Here is an 18,999-nt window from a genome sequence, read left to right on the forward strand (position 1 = left end):
CCGGCCCCGCCCGGTAAGTGGCCGCTTCCGGCCCTGGGGCGATCTTGGTCTGTCCTCGCGGGGACATCCGGGCGAAGCTGTGGGCGGGGCGTCGTCGACGCGGCAGGGAGGCCCGGCGGTGGGCGTGGAGTTCAGTCCGTACGACTTCCACCAGGTGGACGCGGACCCGTACCCGGTGTACGCGCGGCTGCGGGACGAGGCGCCCGTATACCGCAACGAGGAGCTGGACTTCTGGGCCCTGTCCCGGCACGCCGACGTCGTGGCGGCGTTCCGCGACGCGGCGCGGTTCTCCAGCGCCAACGGGCCGCTGCTGGAGAAGCGCGCCTGGGGGCCGCAGGCGCAGGAGGCGCTGTCCTTCATCGCGATGGACCCGCCCCGCCACACGCGGATGCGCAGGCTGGTGTCGCGCGCGTTCACCCCCCGGCGGATCGCCGAGCTGGAGCCCCGCATCCGCGTGATCGCCCGGGGCCATGTCGAGGCGGCCTTCGGCCTGGGCGAGTTCGACCTGGTCGCCGAGATCGCCGCGCGGCTGCCCACCGACGTCATCTCGGAGCTGGTCGGCGTCCCCGAGGCGGACCGGGCCGAGGTGCGCCGGCTGGCGGACACGGCGATGCACCGCGAGCCGGGCACGCGGGAGATCGGCCCGGAGGGCCTCGCGGCCCTGCTGGAGCTGGTCGGGCACTTCGCGGAGATCGTGGCCGACCGGCGCCGCCGGCGGCGCGACGACCTGGCCTCGGCGCTGCTGGACGCCGCCGTGGACGAGGAGCCGCTGACCGACGACGAGATCATCGCGTTCCTGCACCTGCTGGTCGGGGCGGGCAACGAGACCACGGCCAACCTGATCGGCAACGCCTGGTACTGGGCGTGGCGGCATCCCGGGCAGCGGGCCAAGGCGTTCGCGGGCCGGATCCCCGACTGGATCGAGGAGACGCTGCGCTACGACACCGCGGCCCCGACGCAGCTGCGGACCCTCACCGAGGACATCGAGCTGCACGGCGTCGCGGTGCCCGCCGGAGCGCGGATCGTGCTGCTCCCCGGCGCCGCCAACCGGGATCCGCGCGTCTTCGAGCGCCCCGAGGAGTTCGACCTCGACCGCGACACGTCCCGGATGGTGACGTTCGGGAGCGGCCCGCACTACTGCCTCGGCGCCTCGCTGGCGCGGCTGGAGACGCGGATCGTCCTGGAGGAGATGGTGGCCCGGCTGGCGGACTTCGAACTCGACCCGTCCCGGGCGCGGCGCCCCCACTCCCCCTACATCCGGGGGTTCGCGTCCCTGCCGATGGCGGTCGCGCCGCGCTGATCAGGGCTTGCGCGCCACGCCCGCGAGCCACACGTCGCGCAGGTCCTCCCGGATGACCGACGGGTCCGGGGCCCGCCATTCCGAAATGCACACGATGCCCGGATCGTGGACGTCCAGGCCGTCCAGGAAGCGCGCGATGTCGGCGCGGCTGCGGCAGTGCATGGGGGCGTTGCTCTTCGCGAACACCTCCATCCCGGAACGGTTGTCGGACGGGCGGGTTTCCCGCACGGTTTCGTCTGTTATATGGGAAATGGCCAGGTAACTCCCGGAGCACATCGCGCCGGCCAGAACCCCGAGTGACCGGAACGGGTCATCGGCGTCCGGAACGAAATGCAGAACACCGGTGACCAGAATGCCGACCGGCGCCCCGAAATCGATCAATCGCCGGGTGTCGGGGTGGTCGATGATCCGCTCCGGGCGGCGCAGGTCCTCCTCGACCACCGCGACGGTCCCCGGGTCGTCCGCCAGCAGCGCGCGGGCGTGCGCGCAGACGTTCGCGTCGTTGTCGACGTACACCACGTGCGAGCCCGGCGCGTGCCGGTGGGCGATCTGGTGGACGTTCTCCATGGTGGGCAGGCCCGTGCCGATGTCGAGGAACTGGCGGACCCCGTACCCCGCCATCAGGCGCACCGCCCGCCCGATGTACCTGCGGTGCTCGCGCGCGTACAGGGGCGAGAGCGGCTCCAGCTCGGTCAGCCGGTCGGCGGCCTCCCTGTCGGCGGCGAAATTGTCCTTGCCGCCGAGCATCGCGTCATAGATGCGCGCGATGTTGGGCACCGCGGTGTCGAAGGTCGATGGCACGGAATCTCCGTGGGGCTAGGAAGGAAAGCCACCTTATCCCCGGAATCCCCCTGCGTCAGGCGCGGCACACGATTTCGCCATGGGTCACCGAGAACCAGCCGTCCTCGGCGGCGGCCCACTCCTTCCAGCCCTCGTAGATCCTCCGCAGTTCCTCGCGGGTCGCGTGGCCGCCCGCGACGGCGTGGTCCGCGACGGACGATCCGACCATGCGGCCGCCCCAGGACTCGCTCCACCATTCGCGTTCCTCCGGGGTGGCGTAGCACCAGGCGGACGCGGACGCGGCGACGTCGGCGAAGCCGGCGGCGCGGGCCCAGGAGACCAGGCGGCGGCCGGCGTCGGGCTCGCCGCCGTTGCCGCGGGCCACCCGGTAGTAGACCGGCAGCCAGGCGTCCATGGCGGGCGGCTCCGGGTACCAGATCATCGTGCCGAAGTCGGCGTCGCGGGCGGCGACGATCCCGCCGGGCCTGGCGACCCGGCGCATCTCGCGCAGCGCCCGCACGGGGTCGGCGACGTGCTGCAGCACCTGGTGGGCGTGGACGACGTCGAAGGTGTCATCGGGGAAGTCCAGGGCGTGGACGTCCGCGACGGCGAACTCGACGTTGTCCAGGGCGGCGGTGCTCTTGCGGGCCTCGTCCAGGACGGCCTCGGCGGAGTCGGCGGCGACGACCCGGCCGGGCGCGACGCGTTCCGCCAGGCCGGCGGTGATCGTGCCGGGGCCGCAGCCCACGTCCAGGACGCTCTGCCCGGCCCGCAGGTGCTCGACCAGGTAGGCGGCGGAGTTCTCGACCGTCCGCCACTGGTGCGAGCTCAGGACGGTCCTGTGGTGGCCGTGGGTGTAGGTCGGCATCGGGATCACCTCTCTGTCCGGTGATTCCCACCGTACGACGACTTCTCAGACTTTGAGAACTAGATCTCAATATATGAGACAGGTGATCAAAGGAAAAGGGGACCGAGGCAGAACCTCGGTCCCCTTCTTCGCTGGTGCGTCAGGCCGCGGCGGCGATGCGCCGGCGGGCGGGCAGCTGCCGGACGGGCAGGGCCTCGACCGGGGCCAGGGCGGGCGCGGGCTCGGCGTAGGCGTTCAGCGACGCGTGGGAAAGCTCGGTGAGCCACGGCTCCACGATGGTCCGCTCGGCGGGCCCGTCGAGCCGCGGGTGGGAGAGATGGAACGTGCCGGTCGCTGCGCTCATGCCCAACACCCCTTCCTTGAACCCCGGTGGGCCGCTCCTGTGCGGGTGCCACCGGTTGTCACATACCCCAAGTACGTGATTACAAGCCCCTGGGTTCGACGCCTGTTCCCGGGTGTCGCTCAAATCACGTGGTCAACGCTACGGGGCGGGTCTGACATTCTCGAATGTTCATTCGACCCACGGGACCGTCCGGACGAGCTGCGGCGGGCACCGGATCGGCCGTTCGGCCGATCCGGTGCCCGCCCGGGGGCCGTACCCTCCATGGACGTGAGCGACCTCGGGGCACGGCTGGACCGCCTCCACTCGGTGGGCGGCTGCCTGGTGCGCATCGCGTACGCCGTGTTCGCGTCCCTGTTCCTGCTGGTCTGCCTGGCCATCGGGTACCACAACGCGTCCATCGTGTGGATGGTGGCCGTCGCCGCCGTCGCCAACGCCGCGGCGCTCTCCGAGCGGCTCGTCCCGTGGGCGGCCGCGGCCGGGGTGCTGTCGGCGCTCACCACCCTCTACGTCGGGACGGCGGTCCGGCCGTCGTGGGGCACCCCGGGCGTGCTCGCGGAGATCGGCGGGCTGCTGATCGTGATCGCGCGGGTCGCGTGGAAGACCCGGCGCGAGCAGCTCGTCCCGCTGGCGCTCCTGCTCGGCGCCGCGGTCCTCGCGACGCCGCTGCGCTGGTCGGTGCTCGGCGGGGCGCTGTTCACCGCCCCGCTCGGCATCACGGTGTCGATCGCCCTCGGCGTCGGCCTCTACCTGCGGGCGCTGGACGCGCGGCGGGCCCGGGCGCTGGCGGCGGCGCGCCGGGACGAGCGGCTGGAGCTGGCCCGCGACCTGCACGACTTCGTCGCCCACCACGTGACGGGCATCGTCGTCCAGGCGCAGGCGGCGCGGTTCGCGGCGCGGGCGGGGGCCGGGCAGTCGCCGGAGGAGCTCGACACGATGTTCGGCGGGATCGAGAAGGCCGGCACCGAGGCGCTGACCTCGATGCGCCGCATGGTCGGCCTGCTGCGGGACGCGCAGCACGTCAACGCGCCGGACGGGGAGGCCCTCGCCGACACCGGCTCCGCCACCCGCCCCGTCGGCGACCTCGCCCAGCTCCGCGAGCTCGTCGCCGGGTTCGCCCACCCGCCGGCGACGCTGACGCTCGCGCCCGACCTCGGCGCGCTGCCGCCGGAGGTGGCCGCGTCCGCGCACCGCGTGGTGCAGGAGGCGCTGACCAACATCCGCAAGCACGCCGCGGACGCCGCGACCGTGCGGGTCACGCTCGCGCGGGCCGGCGGCGACGTCGAGGTGGCGGTGCGGGACGACGGGCGGGGCCGCGGCCGGATGCTGCCGTCCGGCGGGTTCGGGCTGACCGGGCTGGCCGAGCGGGTCGGCGCGCTCGGCGGGCGGCTGCGCGCGGGCCCGCGCCCGGAGGGCGGCTGGGAGGTCGTCGCGCTGCTGCCGGCCGGGGAGCGGTGATCCGGAAATGCTGACAGAATCGGCCATGTGGCCATCCGCGTACTCGTCGCCGACGATCAGGAGATGGTCCGGACCGGGTTCCGGATGATCGTCGACTCGCAGCCCGACATGGAGGTCGTCGGGGAGGCCGCCGACGGCGCGGCGGCCGTCGCGCTGGCCCGCCGCCTCCGCCCCGACGTGTGCCTGTTCGACATCCGGATGCCGGCGATGGACGGCCTGGAGGCGACCCGCGCGCTGGCCGGCCCGGGCGTGCCCGACCCGCCGCGCATCGTGATCGTCACCACGTTCGACATGGACGAGTACGTCTACGGGGCGCTGCGCGGCGGCGCGGTCGGGTTCCTGCTCAAGGACAGCGGGCCCGCGCTGCTGGTGGAGGCGGTCCGCGCGGCGGCGAACGGCGGGTCGCTGGTGTCGCCGTCCATCACCGTCCGGCTGCTGGAGCGGCTGGCGAAGCCGCGCCCGGCGGCCGCCGCGCCGCGCGAGCCGCTCACCGACCGGGAGCTGGACGTGGTCCGGCTGGTCGCGCGCGGCCGGACGAACGAGGAGATCGCCGGGGCGCTGTTCGTGTCGCTGTCCACGGTCAAGACCCATCTCGGGAGCGTCCACCGCAAGCTGGGCACCCGGAACCGGGTGGAGACGGCCGCGTGGGCGTGGGAGTCGGGCCTCATGACCTGACGACGACCCGGCACGCGGCGCACGCAAGGGGGACCACGACCACTCGGGGAAGGAACACGGCACTGGCACCGGAGTCGCTGAACGGGCTGCCCGTGACCGTCCTGGTCATCTGGGCGCTGGGCGGCGCCGGCTGGGCCGCCGTCCTCGCGGGGCTGCGCCGGGGCCTGCCCGGCCCGGCGCGCGGCCCCGCGCTGTTCGCGCACATCGCGACCCCGGCCGGGACCGTGCTGCTCTTCTCGCTGATCGGCTTCGGGTCGCTGTACGCGACGGTCGCGCTCACCGCCGAATGGTGGGCGCTGCTCGCGGTGACCGGGTTCCGTCCCGAGCGGCTGCTGGCCACGGGCGGCCTCGGCCGGCTCGCCGCGTGGGCCGCCGCCACCGCCGCCGCCGGATGCGCCGTCATGTGGCTCGTGTTCCGGCCGTGACGAATCCGGAGCACGCGGTGTGAACCCGCGTTGGGCCGGGCCAGTCAAACCTACGTAGTATCCAGAGCAAGCGACCGCAAAGGCCGAGGGAGGTGGACCATGCCGTGCGCGCTGTGCGGCGACATCATCCCGACCGAGGTCGACCGGTGCCCGGCGTGCGGGGCGTGGGCGCGCCGCCGCGATTTCCGCGCGGTCGGCGTGGCCGTGTTCATGCTGCTCGGCTTCAACGCGTTCGTCGCGCTCGGCGCGGGGATCAGCCTGCTGAGGTTCGCGCATCCGCTGCGGGGGGCGACGCACGACAGCTATGACGCGGTGGCCACCGGCAACGCCCTCGCCCCCTACGCGGACGTGTTCACCATCGGCGCGATCATGGCCGCGTTCACCGGGCTGCTCTACCTCACCTGGCTGTGGCGGGCGTTCCGGCAGTCGCCGGGCCCGCACCGGCACCATCGCGCCTGGGTGCTGCTCGGCTGGTTCCTGCCCGTCGTCAACCTGTGGCTGCCGCCCCGGACGGTCTACGAGGTCTGGGTGAACAGCGGCCGGTACCGGACGGCCGAGCGGCAGGCCGCCGGGCTCGTCGTGGCCGCCTGGTGGGTCTGCGCCCTGCTGGGGCTGCTCCTCGGGCACGCGTTCACCCACGGCAGCGTCAACACGCTCGCCGAGGCGCGCTTCGACGTCCACCTCGGCGTCGCCGCCGCCGCGTTCCAGGCCCTCGCCGCAGCCCTGTGCATGGCCACCGTCTTCCAGATCACCCGCCTCCAGCTCGTCCGGGAGAGCTAGCCGGAACTGCCCGGGCTTGCGTGCCAGAGGGCGCCCCTCGGGGGGCGCTTGATGGCGGGCCCGGCGTGGCCGATGTCGGCGTACGGGGACGTCGCGAAGCCCGTCGGGTGGACGACGCGGCGGCCGACCGGGCGGCCGTGCGAGGCGGTCTCGCCCATGGCGGCGCGGACGGCGTCCGGCCCGCCCCGGCGCCACTCCTCGTGCAGGGCGTTCAGGTCCCAGCAGGCGTTCGCGGTGATCGAGACCGCGCGGTCCCCGGCGCGGCGGACGCGTCCGCGGGCGACGAGCAGCCAGGAGCCGAACACGGTGGCGGCGCACCGGTCCTGCACCGACTCGAAGAACGTGAGGTCGACCGGGCCGGTGGCGTCGTCCAGCGTGGCGAAGATGACGCGCTGCCCCGACCGGACCGCCGGGGTCTGCGTGGCGACCTTGACCCCGGCGACCAGGACCTCGCTCTTGTCGGGCCGCCGCGGCAGGTCGGCGGCGCGGACGACGCCGAGCCCGGCGAGCAGCGCGTCGTAGAAGGTCAGGACGTGCCGGCTCACGTCCATGCCGAGGATGTCCAGCTCCGCCTCCACGACCTCGGCGGGCGTCATCGGCGGCAGTTCCCCCGCCGGGACGGCGTCGGCGAAGTCGATCTCCCGGCCGGTGCGGTCGTCGGCGAGGGCGAGCTGGCCCTCGACCGGGGCCGGGCCGGCGGTGGCGCGGTCCAGGGCGCCGACGCGGCAGAGCAGGTCGCGGCGCGGGACGCCGCCGTGGACGGTGTCGAACGCGCCCGCCAGCACGAGCCGCTCGGCGGTCGGGCGGGACACCTTGGCGCGGCGCCAGAAGTCGGCCAGCGAGGCGTACGGCCGCTCGTCCACGATCGCGCCGACCTCGGCGTCGGAGATGCCCTTGACCTCGCTCAGCGCGACCCTGATCCCGGTCGGCCCGCCCTCGGACACCGGTTCGGCGTGCCAGGCGGCGGCCGAGCGGTTGACGTCCAGCGGCAGGATCGGGACGCCGAAATGGCGTGCGTCGTCAAGGATGACCCGCTTGGGGTACATGCCGGGGTCGTGGGTGAGGACGCCCGCGTAGAACGCGGCCGTGTGGTGCCGTTTCAGCCAGGCCGACTGGTAGGTGGGCAGCGCGAACGACGCCGCGTGCGCCTTGCAGAAGCCGAACGCGCCGAACGCGGTCAGCATCCGCCAGACGCGGTCGACGACCGGCCCGCCGTAGCCGCGCGCCAGCGCCCGCTCCCGGAACCAGGCGCCGACCGCCGCCTGGCCGCGCTCGTCGCCGAGGCTCCGCCGCGCCGCCTCCGCCGTCGACAGGCCGCAGCCGGTCATGACGTCGATGACGCGGAGCACCTGCTCGTGGAAGACGACCACGCCGAGGCTCTCCCGCAGCACCGGTTCGAGGTCGGGATGCGGGTAGGCGGGCTCGCGGGTCCCCGCCCGCGCCTCCAGGAACGGGTTCACCATGTCGGAGTTGACCGGGCCCGGCCGGAACAGCGAGATGTCGATGACCAGGTCGTCCAGGTCGCGCGGCTGGAGCCGGCCGATCAGGTCGCGCTGGCCGGGCGACTCGATCTGGAAGCAGCCGAGCGTCCGGGACGTGCGGATCAGCGCGAACGTCGCGGGATCGTCGCGCGGGACGTCCTCCAGGACGATCTCCTCCCCCGACAGCCGCCTGACCTCCGCCACCGCGTGCGCCATCGCCGACTGCATCCGCACGCCGATGACGTCGAGCTTGAGCAGGCCCATCGCCTCGACGCCGTCCTTGTCGAACTGGCTCATCGGGAACCCGACGGCGGCCTGCTCGACCGGCGTCCGGTCCCGCAGCGTCGGATTCGACAGCAGCACGCCGCACGGGTGCATCGCGATGTGACGGGGCAGGCCGTCCAGCCGCTCGGCGATCCGGAACAGCACCTCCAGGCGGCCCGCCGCCAGGTTGCTCTGCCGCAGCTCGGGCAGGTCGTCCAGCGCCGCGCGGATCTGGCTCGCCCGGATCCGCGGGAACGCCTTGGCGATCGCGTCGATCTCCGCCGGCGGGAGCCCGACGGCGTTGCCGACGTCGCGGAGCGCGCTGCGCGCCCGGTAGGTCTCCATCATCGACACGCACGCCGTGCTCTCGGCGCCGAACCGGTCGAACAGCGCCCGGTACGCCTCCAGCCGGCGCGCCGACTCCACGTCCAGGTCGATGTCGGGCAGCCCCTCCCGGCTGTCGGCGAGGAACCGCTCCATGAGCAGGTCGTGCCGCAGCGGGTCGAGGTCGCCGATGCCGAGCAGGTAGTTGACCAGGCTGCCCGCGCCCGAGCCGCGGATCGCGCAGCGGATGCCGCGCTCCCGGATCAGCGCGGCGGCGTCCGCGACCGTGAGGAAGTACGGCGCCAGTCCCTTCCGGGCGATGACGCCGAGTTCCCGGTCGAGCCGGTCGGCGGCCTCGCGCGACCCGTCGAGCCCGCGCCGCGCCATCCCCTCCGCGCACCGCGCGACGAGCCGCGCGTACGGGTCGCCCGCCACGGCGGGCAGGTGGACGTCGTCCATGCCGAGATCGCGGCCGGGGTCCAGGACGCAGCGCTCGGAGAGCCTCCGGGTCGCGCCGAGCAGCGCGTCCGCCTCGCCGGCGCCGCAGGCGCGCTCCGCGGCCAGGCGCATCTCCGGGACCGGCTTCAGGTAGGCCTGCCCGGTGCGATCGTCCAGGTGCCGCCGGTCCAGCGGGACGAGCCTGCGCGCCGCGTCCAGCACCTGCGCGACCGGGTGGTCGGCCGGATCCAGGTACCGGACGGCGTTGCCGAGCACGGCGGGCACCCCCGCCGCGCGGGCGAGGGCCAGCATCCGGGCGGCCCGCGGGCCGTCGCCGCGGCCGTAGTGGTTCACGATCTCGATCGCGGTCTCGGCCGCCGCGCGCCAGGCGTCCAGCCGCGCCGCCGCGACGTCCGGGCGCCGCCCGGCGACGGCCCGCCCCACGTCGGACGCCGGGCCGAGCAGCACGACGAGCCCGTCGGCGTGCGCGGCGACCATCTCCCGCGTCACCACGGGGTTCCCGCGCTCGCCGGCCGCGTGCGCCGCGGACACCAGCCGGCACAGCGACCGCCATCCGGCCCGTCCCTCGGCGAGCACCACGACGCGCTCCTCGCCGGTGGAGGCGACGCGCAGATCGGCGCCGACGACCGCGCCGATCCCGGCCTCCGCGCAGGCCCGGACGTGCCGGACGGCCCCGTACAGCCCGTCCCGGTCGGTCAGCGCGAGCGTCTCCATGCCGAGGCCCGCGGCGCGCTCGGCCAGCGCCGCCGGGGTGGCGACGCCGTAGCGGAGCGAATAGCCCGAAGCGACATGAATGTGCACGTCAATCCCATACCCGGGAGAGCAGCCAGCTGTCGGCGGCCACGTCGTACCGCAGCTCGTAGACGCCGATCTCCCTGTCCGGGGTCGCCTCGACCCGCCAGAACTCCCGCTCGCCGGTGGCCTCGCCGGCGGGCTGCTGCTCCCGCCACCAGTCGCGGGTCGTGACCCAGTGCTCCAGCACCCGCCGCACGGCGTAGAGCCGGCCGCGCCAGACGAACCGGACCGGACGGCCGTCGCTCACCCAGACGTCCACCGGATCGCCGAACACGCGTGTCATCTGCCTCCCCCTCGCGCTCACCGCACGGGGGAAGGGAACATGCGGCCGTTCGAACAAACGTTCGCATCGGAGTCTAGGGAAGCCGCCGGTCCCGGGGCAAGGCGGATATCAGGTCAGGAGGCGGGTCAGTTGGTCGGCCGCCGCGGCGGCGTCGGCCACGTCGGCGATGCCGCCGTCCGGCCACAGATAGGACCAGCCGTCGCCGGCGGGGGTCGCGACGACCATGAGCCGGCGCCCCGAGCGCGGGCCGTAGACGGCCAGCAGCGACTCCCCGGGGCCGGTGAGCCTCCAGGCCAGGCCGCGGGCCTCGACCTCGCGGGCGAGCGCCGCGAGGTGGCGCCGGCGCGTCTCGGCGATCTCGCGCCCATCGACTACTGACACATCAGCCGCCTCATCACGGTCCGAACCGTCCCGATGACCTTGAGCGATCATGCGGCGACGAATGGTGACCGGCTCTCAGCATGACCCGAAATCCGCGGCCGCGCGGGGAGAATCCGGAGAGTGGGACGGCTGTTTCCCGTTCTCGGGGGGATGGATCCCCGGGAGGGGCGCGACGCGCCGCGCACCCGTGCGCCAATCGGCGCCGGGGCGCCTTCCGGCGGCCGGAACCCGCCCGCATGCGGAGGGTCCGTCCGTGATAGAAGCCTCTGTGAGATGGGCATGCCGTGCCCGCGTCATGCAGACAGAAGGAGCGAGCCGATGAGCGCCGTCCCCGCCGGCGACCCGTCAGGCCCCATGTCCGGCCCCGCCTCCGATCCCGGCCCGGGCCATGCCTCCGGGCATGCCTCCAGGCATGCCTCCAGGCATGCCTCCGGGCATGCCTCCGGGCATGCCTCCGGGCAGGGGCGCGCCCTGGCCGGGCTCCGCGAGCGCAAGAAGCAGCGGACCCGGCTCGCGCTCATCGACGCGGCCCTTGACCTGTTCCTCGCCAAGGGCTACGAGGCCACGACGATCGACGAGATCGTGGCGGCGGTGGACGTGTCGCAGCGGACGTTCTTCCGCTACTTCGCCACCAAGGAGGACGTCGTCACCGGCTTCCTCAGCGAGTACGACCAGGTGCTCCTGGAGGCGCTGGCGGCGCGCCCGCCCGGCGAGCGGCCGTTCACCGCGCTGTTCGAGTCGCTGCGCGTGGCGCTGCGCACGATCGCCGAGAGCGACCCGGCCGAGGGCGCCCGGTTCCGCCGCGTCCGGCAGGTGATCGAGGCGACGCCGGCGCTGATGGCCGCGCAGATGGCCCGGTACTCCGCGTCGGCGGAGGCGCTCGCCGCCGAGATCGCGCGGCGCGAGGACGTCGACCTGGAGCACGACCTGCGGCCGCGGATCGTCGTCGCGTTCTACCTGGCGGCGGTCAAGGTCGCGTTCGAGGAGTGCGCCCGCCGCGACATCTGGGACGCCGGGACGGTCGCGGCCCGCGTCGAGGAGGCCGTGACGCTCGCGGGGCGGACGATGCGCGACTGGGTCTGACCGCCCCGCCCGCGGGGCACGCCCCGCCCGCGCGGAATAGCCGGCGGGACGCCCCGGTTTCCGAGATCGCCGATTTCCAAGCACGCGTTTCCGAGCCGAGGAGGACCCAATGCGCGCGATCGTCGTCACCGAGAACGGCGGACCCGAAGTCCTGAAGGAGGCGGAGCGTCCCGCCCCGGAGCCCGGCCCCGGCGAGGTGCTGATCGACGTCGCGGCGGCCGGCGTCAACTTCATCGACGTGTACTTCCGGATGGGCCGGTACCCGCAGGACCTCCCGTACACGCCGGGCGTGGAGGCGGCGGGGACGGTCGCCGCGGTCGGCGAGGGCGTCCGCGAGTTCTCGGTGGGCGACCGCGTCGCGTGGGTCAACGTGCAGGGCGCCTACGCGGAGAAGGCCGCCATCCCGGCGGACAAGGTCGTCCCGGTGCCGGACGGCGTCGGGCTCGACGACGCGGCGGCGTCGCTGCTGCAGGGCATGACCGCGCACTACCTGACCCGCTCGACGTACCCGGTCCAGGCGGGCGACACCGTCCTCGTGCACGCGGCGGCCGGCGGGATGGGCCTGCTGCTCACCCAGGCGGCCAAGGCGCTCGGCGCGCGCGTCATCGGCACGGCGTCCACCCCGGAGAAGGAGCGGCTCGCCAAGGACGCGGGCGCGGACGTCACGATGAACTACGACGGCTTCGCCGAGCGGGTCAGGGAGCTGACCGGCGGCGAGGGCGTCGCCGTCGTGTACGACGGCGTCGGGGCGCCCACGTTCGACGGGAGCCTGGCGTGCCTGCGGCGGCGCGGCACCCTCGCGCTGTACGGGGCGGCGGGCGGCCCGGTGCCGCCGTTCGACCCGCAGCGGCTCAACAGCGCCGGGTCGGTGTACCTGACGCGGCCGTCGCTCGGCCACTTCGTGGAGAAGCGCGAGGAGCTGCTGGAGCGCGCCTCCGACGTCTACGGCTGGGTGGCGTCGGGCGCCGTGAAGGTGCACGTCGGGCACCGCTACGACCTCGCCGACGCCGCCGCGGCGCACACCGATCTGGAGGCGCGGCGCACCACCGGCAAGCTCCTGCTGATTCCCTGACCGCCTCTTGCGGCCCTCTTGACTCCCATAGGCTGGGCCGGGAAAGACGATCTTCCGAGGAGCGCCGCCCCCCATGACGACGACCGCCGCCGGACCCCTGGAGCAGGACGAGCCCCGCGTCCTCGGCCCCTACCGCCTGCTCGGGCGGCTCGGCCGGGGCGGCATGGGGACCGTCTACCTGGGCGCGGAGCCGGACGGCCGGCGGGTCGCGGTGAAGGTCGTCAACCGGGACCTCGCCGGGGAGCCGGCGTTCCTGGAGCGGTTCCGCCGCGAGGTGACCGCGGCGCGGCGCGTCCACCGGTTCTGCACCGCGCCCGTGCTGGACGCCGAGCTCGACCAGGACCCGCCCTACATCGTCACCGAGTACATCGACGGGCCGAGCCTGGAGAAGGCCGTCGCCGAGCGCGGCCCGCTGCCCGGCTCCGACCTGGAGGGGATCGCGGTCGGCGTGGCGACCGCGCTGGCCGCGATCCACGGGGCGGGCATCGTGCACCGCGACCTGAAGCCCGCGAACGTGCTGCTGTCGTCCACCGGGCCGCGCGTCATCGACTTCGGCATCGCCCGCGCGCTGGACGCGCCCGACGGGCCGACCAGGACCGGCCAGTTCGTCGGCACCCCCGCCTACATCGCGCCGGAGGTGCTGCGGGGCGAGCGGGTCGAGCCGGCGTCGGACGTGTTCGCGTGGGGCTGCGTCGTCGCCTACGCGGGGACGGGACGCCCGCCGTTCCGGGGCCGGACCGTCGCGGAGACGTTCCACCGCATCGGCCGCGAGGCCCCGGACCTCGCCGGCCTCGACCCGGGGCTGCGCGAGATCGTCTCCGCCGCGCTCAGCAAGGAGCCCGCGGCGCGCCCGACGGCGCGGCAGCTCCTCACCCGGCTCGTCGGGCAGGAGAAGGCCGACCCGGAGCGGGCCGCGGAGACGATCTCGCTGTCGTGGCGGGGGCCGGCCCCGCTCCCCGAGCCGGTACCGGACCCCTCGCCGGAGCCGGCGCCGGAACCTTCGTCCGCGTCTTCGCCGGAGTCGCCGGCGGGGTCCTCGCCCGGACCGGAACCCGTCCCGGACGCCGGGGCTCCCCGGCCGCGGCCCGTCCCCGAGACCGCGGCGGAACCGGGACCGGGCGGCGGGCGGACCGTCACGGTCGACCTGCCGTTCCCGGGCGAGTGGCGCGGCCCGCGGCGCTGGTTCACCCTCCTCAGGGGCCTGCTGGTCATCCCGCACCTGGCGGTGATGCTGGCCATGTACGCGCTGCTGGTGATCGTGATGGTGCTCAGCTGGCTGGTGATCCCGTTCACCGGCCGCTACCCGCGCCCGCTGTACGGGCTCGTCGTCGGCTGCCAGCGCTGGTCGAACCGGGTCGTCGCGTACGCGTTCGGGCTCACCGGCGAGAAACTGCCGCCGTTCCGCACGCTTCCACGCTCCGGCCGAGCCCGGTGACGCCCTCCGGCGCCGTCCCCCGGACCCCGGTCACCGCCCTTTAAGGGAGCTTCGCGCGCTGACCGGCGGCGAGCCCACTAGGGTTCTACGGAACGACTCCCCAGATTTCCCAGGATCACGATGACCACGCACGCAGGAGAGAACGGTGAGGCCCTGCGCCCCGAGGACCCCGCGGAACTCGGCCCCTACCGGCTGATCGGACGGCTCGGCCGGGGCGGCATGGGGACGGTGTACCTCGGCGAGGACGCGGCCGGGCGCCGCGTCGCCGTGAAGGTGATCAACCGGGAGCTGGCCGGGGAGGCCGCGTTCCGGGAGCGGTTCCGCCGCGAGGTGACCGCGGCGCGGCAGGTCCGCCGGTTCTGCACCGCCCCGGTGATGGACGCCGAGCTCGACCGCGACCCGCTGTACGTCGTCACCGAGTACATCGAGGGGCCGAGCCTGGAGAGCGCCGTCGCCGAGCGCGGCCCGCTGCCCGGCTCCGACCTGGAGGGCCTCGCCGTCGGCGTCGCGACCGCGCTCGCCGCCATCCACGGCGCCGGGATCGTCCACCGGGACCTGAAGCCCGCGAACGTGCTGCTGTCGTCCACCGGGCCGCGCGTCATCGACTTCGGCATCGCCCGCGCGCTCGACGCCGCCGACGGCCCGACCCGCACCGGCCAGTTCGTCGGGACGCCGAACTACCTGCCGCCCGAGCTGCTGCGCGGCGAGCAGGTGTCCCCCGCCTCCGACGTGTTCTCGTGGGGCTGCGTCGTCGCCTACGCGGGGACCGGCACCGCGCCGTTCGCGGGCAGCACGGTCCCGGAGATCTTCTACCGGGTCGTGCACGAGGAGCCGAAGCTGGACGGGCTCGACCCCGGCCTGCGGGACGTGGTCGCCGCCGCGCTCGACAAGGACCCGCGGCGCCGGCCGTCCGTCCAGGAGGTGCTCGGGCGGCTCGTCGGCAACGGGACCACGGACCCGGCGACGCTCGCCGAGACCGTCCAGGCGGGCTGGCACGGCGTCCCTGCCGGGGCCGCCGGCGGCCCCGGCGCGCACGCGGCCGCCGCACCCACGGTGCTCCAGCACGGCGCCGACACCACCCGCCGCGACGCGCGGCCCGGCTCGCGTCCGGGCGGCGGCCTTCCCCGCCGCCCGCTGCTCATCGGGGGCGCGGCGGCCGCCGCCGTGGTGCTGCTCGCCGTCGCCGCGTTCACCCTGCTGCGCTCGGACGGCCCGCCGGACGACCTGGCGACCGCGTTCAGCGACGCGTTCTCCAACCCCGACTCCGGCTGGGGCGACATCTACGACAAGACCTACGGTTACGCGGACGGCAAGTACCGGATGCAGACCAGCGGCACCATCGGCGGGGTCACGCGCTGGGTGCCGAAGGACAAGGCGGAGGACTTCCCCGACCCGATGCTCGCGACCGTCACGGTCTCGGTCGAGCAGGGCCCCGCGGACGCCAAGTTCGGGCTGATCTGCCGGGGCGACCAGGACGCCAAGAAGCAGTACGTGTTCCTCGTCCGCAACGACGGCAAGGGCGCGGTGCTCCGCAAGATCAACGGTGATCTCGGCACGAAGGACCTCGCGACCCCCGACTCCGTCCCCGGGTTCGACTCCAAGGGGCCGAACAAGGTGCAGATCGCCTGCGAAGGTCAGGAGGAGGACGGCCCGAAGGTCCGGCTGCGGCTCTGGGTGAACGGCGAGAAGGTCATCGACGAGACCGACACCGACCAGCCGATCGCCAACGGGTGGGTCGGGATCCAGATCGAGCGGGGCGGCAACGCCGCCCAGCAGATCGTGGCCGACTTCGACGACTTCGACATGTCGAAGATCCGCGGTTAGGCGGCCGGCAGGTAGCCGTTCGTCCAGCGGGCGAGCTCCTCGAACACCCGCGTCCGGGCGGGCTCGGCGGACAGCACCAGGTCGTGCAGGCCGCCCTCGATCCGGACGATCGTGACATGGCGCCCGATCCTGGGCGCGTACCGGGCCATGTGCTCGACGTCCAGGACGGCGTCGGCGCCCGTCACGTCCAGCACCCTGCGGGTCGGGCGGACGCTGCGCGCCGACGCCATGACGAGGACCGGCACGTCGACGTCCAGCCCCTTGCGCAGGCGGAGCTGCCCGCGGCGGACCGCCGCCAGCCACGCCGCCCGCACCGGGAACCCGAGGATCGGCTTCCAGGCGAGGTCGAAGTCCCATTCGCCCTCGTGCTCGCGGTGGATGCTGCGCGGATACTTCTCGGACACGCCCGCCGGCAGCTTCGCCTTCGGGAACCTGGAGCGCAGCGCCCGCGCCAGCCCGGCGCCCGCCTTGCGCATGACGAGCGGCTCGGCGAGGTCGAAGAACGGGCTGTTGAGGAACAGGCCGTCCACCAGGCCCCTGCCCTTCACCCGGTCGGCCCAGAGCGCGGCGATCAGGCCGCCGGTCGAATGGCCGTTCAGCAGGAGCGTGTCGTGGCCGTCCACGTCGCGGATGATCCGGACGGCCTCGCCGATCTCCGGGAAGTAGTCCGAGAGGCTCTCGATGTAGTTGGGCGTCTGGTGCGGGCGCAGCGACCGCCCGTACTTGCGGAGGTCGAGCGCGTAGAAGTCGAAGCCGAGGTCCACGTAGAAGTCGGCCAGGTGCTTCTGGAAGAAGTAGTCGATGAAGCCGTGCAGGTACAGCACCGCCCGGCGGGACGGGTCCGGACGGCGCCGCCGCACGAGCGTCGCCACGACCTCCCCCTCGGCGTCCCGGCCCATCGGCAGCTCGATCGCCTCGTAACCCGGCCCGAGCACGTCGTCCTTCACGTCCACGCTTTCCTCCCGAACCCGGCGGCCGTTCCCGGCGTCCAAGCGTACGGGCGTTGATTTCCAGACGGGGACCGGACACCCTGCGCACGACGCCCGAAAACTGAAAGACGCCCTTCCGTCCCGGGAGACACCATGCAGGCCCCGCTTCGTGATCGCGACCCGCGGCAGCTCGGTCCCTACCGGCTGGCCGCACGCCTCGGAAGGGGCGGGATGGGCACCGTGTTCCTCGGCGAGGACGGCACCGGACGCCAGGTCGCGGTCAAGGTGATCAACCCCGAGCTGGCCGACGACGAGGCGTTCCACGAGCGGTTCCGCCGCGAGGTGACGGCGGCGCGGCAGGTCCGGCGGTTCTGCACGGCGGCGGTGCTGGACGCCCGGCTGGACGGCGACCCGCTGTACGTGGTCACCGAGTACGTCGCCGGCCCCTCCCTGGACGAGGCCGCCGGCTCGGGCGGGCCGCTGCGCGGCGGCGACCTGGAGGCCCTCGCCGTCAACATCGCCACCGCGCTCAGCGCCATCCACGGGGCGGGGATCGTGCACCGCGACCTCAAGCCGTCCAACGTGCTGCTCTCCCCGACCGGCCCGCGCGTGATCGACTTCGGCATCGCGCGGGCGCTGGACGCGTCCGACGGGCCGACCAGGACCGGCCAGTTCGTCGGCACCCCCGCCTACATCGCGCCGGAGCTGATGCACGGCGAGGAGATCACCCCGGCGGCGGACGTCTTCTCCTGGGGCTGCGTCGTCGCCTACGCGGGCACGGGCCGCGCCCCGTTCGGCGGCGGAACGGTCCCGGAGATCATCCACCGGGTGACGTCCGCCGACCCCGACCTGGACGGCCTCGACCCGGCCGTGTCCGGGCTCGTGGCGCGGTCGCTGGCCAAGGACCCGGCCGAACGCCCGACGGTGAAGCAGCTGATCCAGACCCTGACCGGCGAAGACGAGCCTCCCGAGACCCCGCCCGCCGGCGTCCCGGCTCCCGGTTCGCCGGCCGCGAGCACGCCGCCCGCAAGCGAACCGTCCGCAGGCGCGGCGGCCGCAGGGGCAGCGGCCCCGAGTGCGGCGGCCCCCAGTGCGGCGGCCCCCAGTGCGGCGGCCCCGAGTGCGGCGGCCGCAGAACCGCCCACCGCCGGATCAGCGGACGCGGAGAAGACCGCTGCGGTGCCGCCGCCCCCGCCGGAGCGGCGGACCACCGTCGACTCCGTCCCGCCCACGCAGCCGGGCGGGACGCCGCCGCTCCCGCCCCCGGCTCCGCCGCCGGCCGCGTCCGCGATGCCGTCCTCGCCCCCGGACAGGCGGCGGGGACTGCACCGCGACCACCGGTTGCTCATCGGCGCGGTGGCGGCCGTCGCCGGCATCGCCGCCCTGGTCGGGCTGACCAATCTGCCGGACGGGGACGGAAAGCCGAACGGCTCCGGCGGCACCGCGGCGGCCGCGGACATCGGCGAGGACCCCCCGGACGTCAAGGACAAGGTCTTCGAGGACAAGTTCAGCGACGAGACCTCCGGCTGGAAGACCGCGGCCACGGCCGCCTCGGACGCGTCCTACCGAGACCGCAAGTACGAACTCCGCGTCCAGCCCGCGACGACCCACACGATCGTCGACGCCCCGGTCGCCGACCTCCCCGACTCTCAGCTCATTGAGGTCAAGGTCACCTCCGACGAGGACGGTGAGGCGGGGGTGTTCTGCCGCGGGCGGAGCGGCTTCGCGTTCCTCCTCCGCCCGGACGGGCTGGCGAGCATCGCCAAGCTGAGCTCCGGCCGGGTGGTGGGCAGCGTGGTGGTCGGCAAGGCCGGCGACCTCGGCGACGACGACAACCGGATCCAGGCCGCCTGCGTGGAGCGGAGCGAGTCGACCATCGACCTGGCCATGTGGGTGAACGGGGAACGGGTCCTGTCGTCCGCCTCCACCCCCATGGGGGACGGCGTCTCCGGCCCGAGCGGCCTGCTCGTCGCGCGTTCCGAGAACGCCGCCGGATGGCCCCGGGCGGTGTTCGACGACTTCGCGCTCTGCTCGGTCTGAGCC

General features: G+C 74.3%; 17 protein-coding genes. 10 read left to right on the plus strand and 7 right to left on the minus strand.

The genetic code is table 11. The features are described from left to right. Nucleotides 1-124: 124 nt before the first annotated feature. Nucleotides 125-1,300 (plus strand): cytochrome P450, encoded by a 1,176-nt coding sequence (locus tag ABTW95_RS20245; RefSeq protein WP_396445118.1) that lies wholly within the window; start codon nucleotides 125-127, stop codon nucleotides 1,298-1,300. Here ABTW95_RS20245 and ABTW95_RS20250 read toward each other — a convergent pair whose 3' ends face one another. The 3 genes from ABTW95_RS20250 to ABTW95_RS20260 all read right to left on the minus strand — a co-directional run bounded on the left by ABTW95_RS20250 (nucleotide 1,301) and on the right by ABTW95_RS20260 (nucleotide 3,291). Beyond that, nucleotides 1,301-2,101 carry an SAM-dependent methyltransferase gene (locus tag ABTW95_RS20250; RefSeq protein ID WP_500227082.1) on the minus strand — a complete coding sequence of 267 codons (801 nt, stop codon included), beginning with the start codon at nucleotides 2,099-2,101 and terminating at the stop codon, nucleotides 1,301-1,303. 55 nt (nucleotides 2,102-2,156) lie between these two features. Next, nucleotides 2,157-2,948 carry a methyltransferase domain-containing protein gene (locus ABTW95_RS20255; protein WP_500227083.1) on the minus strand — a complete coding sequence of 264 codons (792 nt, stop codon included), beginning with the start codon at nucleotides 2,946-2,948 and terminating at the stop codon, nucleotides 2,157-2,159. A 139-nt stretch (nucleotides 2,949-3,087) separates the two neighbouring features. Beyond that, nucleotides 3,088-3,291 carry a hypothetical protein gene (locus tag ABTW95_RS20260; RefSeq protein ID WP_396445121.1) on the minus strand — a complete coding sequence of 68 codons (204 nt, stop codon included), beginning with the start codon at nucleotides 3,289-3,291 and terminating at the stop codon, nucleotides 3,088-3,090. 261 nt (nucleotides 3,292-3,552) lie between these two features. Here ABTW95_RS20260 and ABTW95_RS20265 point away from each other — a divergent pair, with 261 nt between their 5' ends. From ABTW95_RS20265 to ABTW95_RS20280, 4 genes are all read left to right on the plus strand, one after another. After that, nucleotides 3,553-4,746: a sensor histidine kinase gene (locus tag ABTW95_RS20265; protein ID WP_500227084.1), complete on the plus strand. Its 1,194-nt coding sequence runs from the start codon at nucleotides 3,553-3,555 to the stop codon at nucleotides 4,744-4,746. 27 nt (nucleotides 4,747-4,773) lie between these two features. Then, entirely contained in the window at nucleotides 4,774-5,421 is a 648-nt protein-coding gene (locus ABTW95_RS20270) for a response regulator (RefSeq protein WP_396445123.1), read from the plus strand. 92 nt (nucleotides 5,422-5,513) lie between these two features. Beyond that, a complete protein-coding gene (locus ABTW95_RS20275) occupies nucleotides 5,514-5,846 on the plus strand; it encodes a hypothetical protein (protein WP_396445124.1) in 333 nt (110 codons plus the stop codon). Nucleotides 5,847-5,945: 99 nt separating this feature from the next. Then, nucleotides 5,946-6,626 (plus strand): DUF4328 domain-containing protein, encoded by a 681-nt coding sequence (locus ABTW95_RS20280; RefSeq protein ID WP_396445125.1) that lies wholly within the window; start codon nucleotides 5,946-5,948, stop codon nucleotides 6,624-6,626. On the opposite strand, the gene ABTW95_RS20285 is transcribed toward ABTW95_RS20280, so the two are convergent. The 3 genes from ABTW95_RS20285 to ABTW95_RS20295 form a co-directional block, all read right to left on the minus strand. Continuing rightward, the gene (locus ABTW95_RS20285; RefSeq protein ID WP_500227085.1) at nucleotides 6,623-9,955 is read right to left on the minus strand and encodes a DNA polymerase III subunit alpha; all 3,333 of its coding nucleotides are present in this window, start codon (nucleotides 9,953-9,955) and stop codon (nucleotides 6,623-6,625) included. The genes ABTW95_RS20280 and ABTW95_RS20285 overlap by 4 nt on opposite strands. Nucleotide 9,956: 1 nt before the next feature. Further along, a complete protein-coding gene (locus tag ABTW95_RS20290) occupies nucleotides 9,957-10,232 on the minus strand; it encodes a DUF6504 family protein (protein ID WP_176405780.1) in 276 nt (91 codons plus the stop codon). 108 nt (nucleotides 10,233-10,340) lie between these two features. Beyond that, the gene (locus ABTW95_RS20295) at nucleotides 10,341-10,613 is read right to left on the minus strand and encodes a hypothetical protein (RefSeq protein ID WP_396445127.1); all 273 of its coding nucleotides are present in this window, start codon (nucleotides 10,611-10,613) and stop codon (nucleotides 10,341-10,343) included. Between the two features lie 318 nt (nucleotides 10,614-10,931). Between ABTW95_RS20295 and ABTW95_RS20300 the strand changes: the two genes are divergently transcribed. From ABTW95_RS20300 to ABTW95_RS20315, 4 genes are all read left to right on the plus strand, one after another. Next, nucleotides 10,932-11,696, plus strand: coding sequence for a TetR family transcriptional regulator (locus ABTW95_RS20300; RefSeq protein WP_500227086.1), 765 nt, complete (start codon nucleotides 10,932-10,934; stop codon nucleotides 11,694-11,696). Between the two features lie 109 nt (nucleotides 11,697-11,805). Then, nucleotides 11,806-12,768 (plus strand): quinone oxidoreductase family protein, encoded by a 963-nt coding sequence (locus ABTW95_RS20305; protein WP_500227087.1) that lies wholly within the window; start codon nucleotides 11,806-11,808, stop codon nucleotides 12,766-12,768. Nucleotides 12,769-12,841: 73 nt separating this feature from the next. After that, nucleotides 12,842-14,203 (plus strand): DUF4389 domain-containing protein, encoded by a 1,362-nt coding sequence (locus tag ABTW95_RS20310; protein ID WP_500227088.1) that lies wholly within the window; start codon nucleotides 12,842-12,844, stop codon nucleotides 14,201-14,203. A gap of 120 nt (nucleotides 14,204-14,323) precedes the next feature. Continuing rightward, nucleotides 14,324-16,027: a serine/threonine-protein kinase gene (locus ABTW95_RS20315; protein ID WP_500227089.1), complete on the plus strand. Its 1,704-nt coding sequence runs from the start codon at nucleotides 14,324-14,326 to the stop codon at nucleotides 16,025-16,027. Here the strand turns inward: ABTW95_RS20315 and ABTW95_RS20320 are convergent. Beyond that, a complete protein-coding gene (locus tag ABTW95_RS20320; RefSeq protein ID WP_500227090.1) occupies nucleotides 16,024-16,980 on the minus strand; it encodes an alpha/beta hydrolase in 957 nt (318 codons plus the stop codon). The genes ABTW95_RS20315 and ABTW95_RS20320 overlap by 4 nt on opposite strands. Before the next feature lie 129 nt (nucleotides 16,981-17,109). On the opposite strand from ABTW95_RS20320, the gene ABTW95_RS20325 reads away from it, so the two are divergent. Next, nucleotides 17,110-18,996, plus strand: a complete 1,887-nt coding sequence (locus ABTW95_RS20325; protein WP_500227091.1) for a serine/threonine-protein kinase — start codon at nucleotides 17,110-17,112, stop codon at nucleotides 18,994-18,996. Nucleotides 18,997-18,999: the final 3 nt, after the last annotated feature.

This window comes from Spirillospora sp. NPDC127506, from assembly GCF_040302145.1.
GTDB lineage: Bacteria > Actinomycetota > Actinomycetes > Streptosporangiales > Streptosporangiaceae > Spirillospora.

Bases quoted from the DNA above. Each gene is read 5' to 3' on its own strand.
- ABTW95_RS20255 (WP_500227083.1), bottom strand. From the start codon at position 2,948: ATGCCGACCTACACCCACGGCCACCACAGGACCGTCCTGAGCTCGCAC.
- ABTW95_RS20260 (WP_396445121.1), bottom strand. From the start codon at position 3,291: ATGAGCGCAGCGACCGGCACGTTCCATCTCTCCCACCCGCGGCTCGAC.
- ABTW95_RS20265 (WP_500227084.1), top strand. From the start codon at position 3,553: ATGGACGTGAGCGACCTCGGGGCACGGCTGGACCGCCTCCACTCGGTG.
- ABTW95_RS20280 (WP_396445125.1), top strand. From the start codon at position 5,946: ATGCCGTGCGCGCTGTGCGGCGACATCATCCCGACCGAGGTCGACCGG.
- ABTW95_RS20290 (WP_176405780.1), bottom strand. From the start codon at position 10,232: ATGACACGCGTGTTCGGCGATCCGGTGGACGTCTGGGTGAGCGACGGC.
- ABTW95_RS20300 (WP_500227086.1), top strand. From the start codon at position 10,932: ATGAGCGCCGTCCCCGCCGGCGACCCGTCAGGCCCCATGTCCGGCCCC.
- ABTW95_RS20305 (WP_500227087.1), top strand. From the start codon at position 11,806: ATGCGCGCGATCGTCGTCACCGAGAACGGCGGACCCGAAGTCCTGAAG.
- ABTW95_RS20310 (WP_500227088.1), top strand. From the start codon at position 12,842: ATGACGACGACCGCCGCCGGACCCCTGGAGCAGGACGAGCCCCGCGTC.
- ABTW95_RS20315 (WP_500227089.1), top strand. From the start codon at position 14,324: ATGACCACGCACGCAGGAGAGAACGGTGAGGCCCTGCGCCCCGAGGAC.
- ABTW95_RS20325 (WP_500227091.1), top strand. From the start codon at position 17,110: ATGCAGGCCCCGCTTCGTGATCGCGACCCGCGGCAGCTCGGTCCCTAC.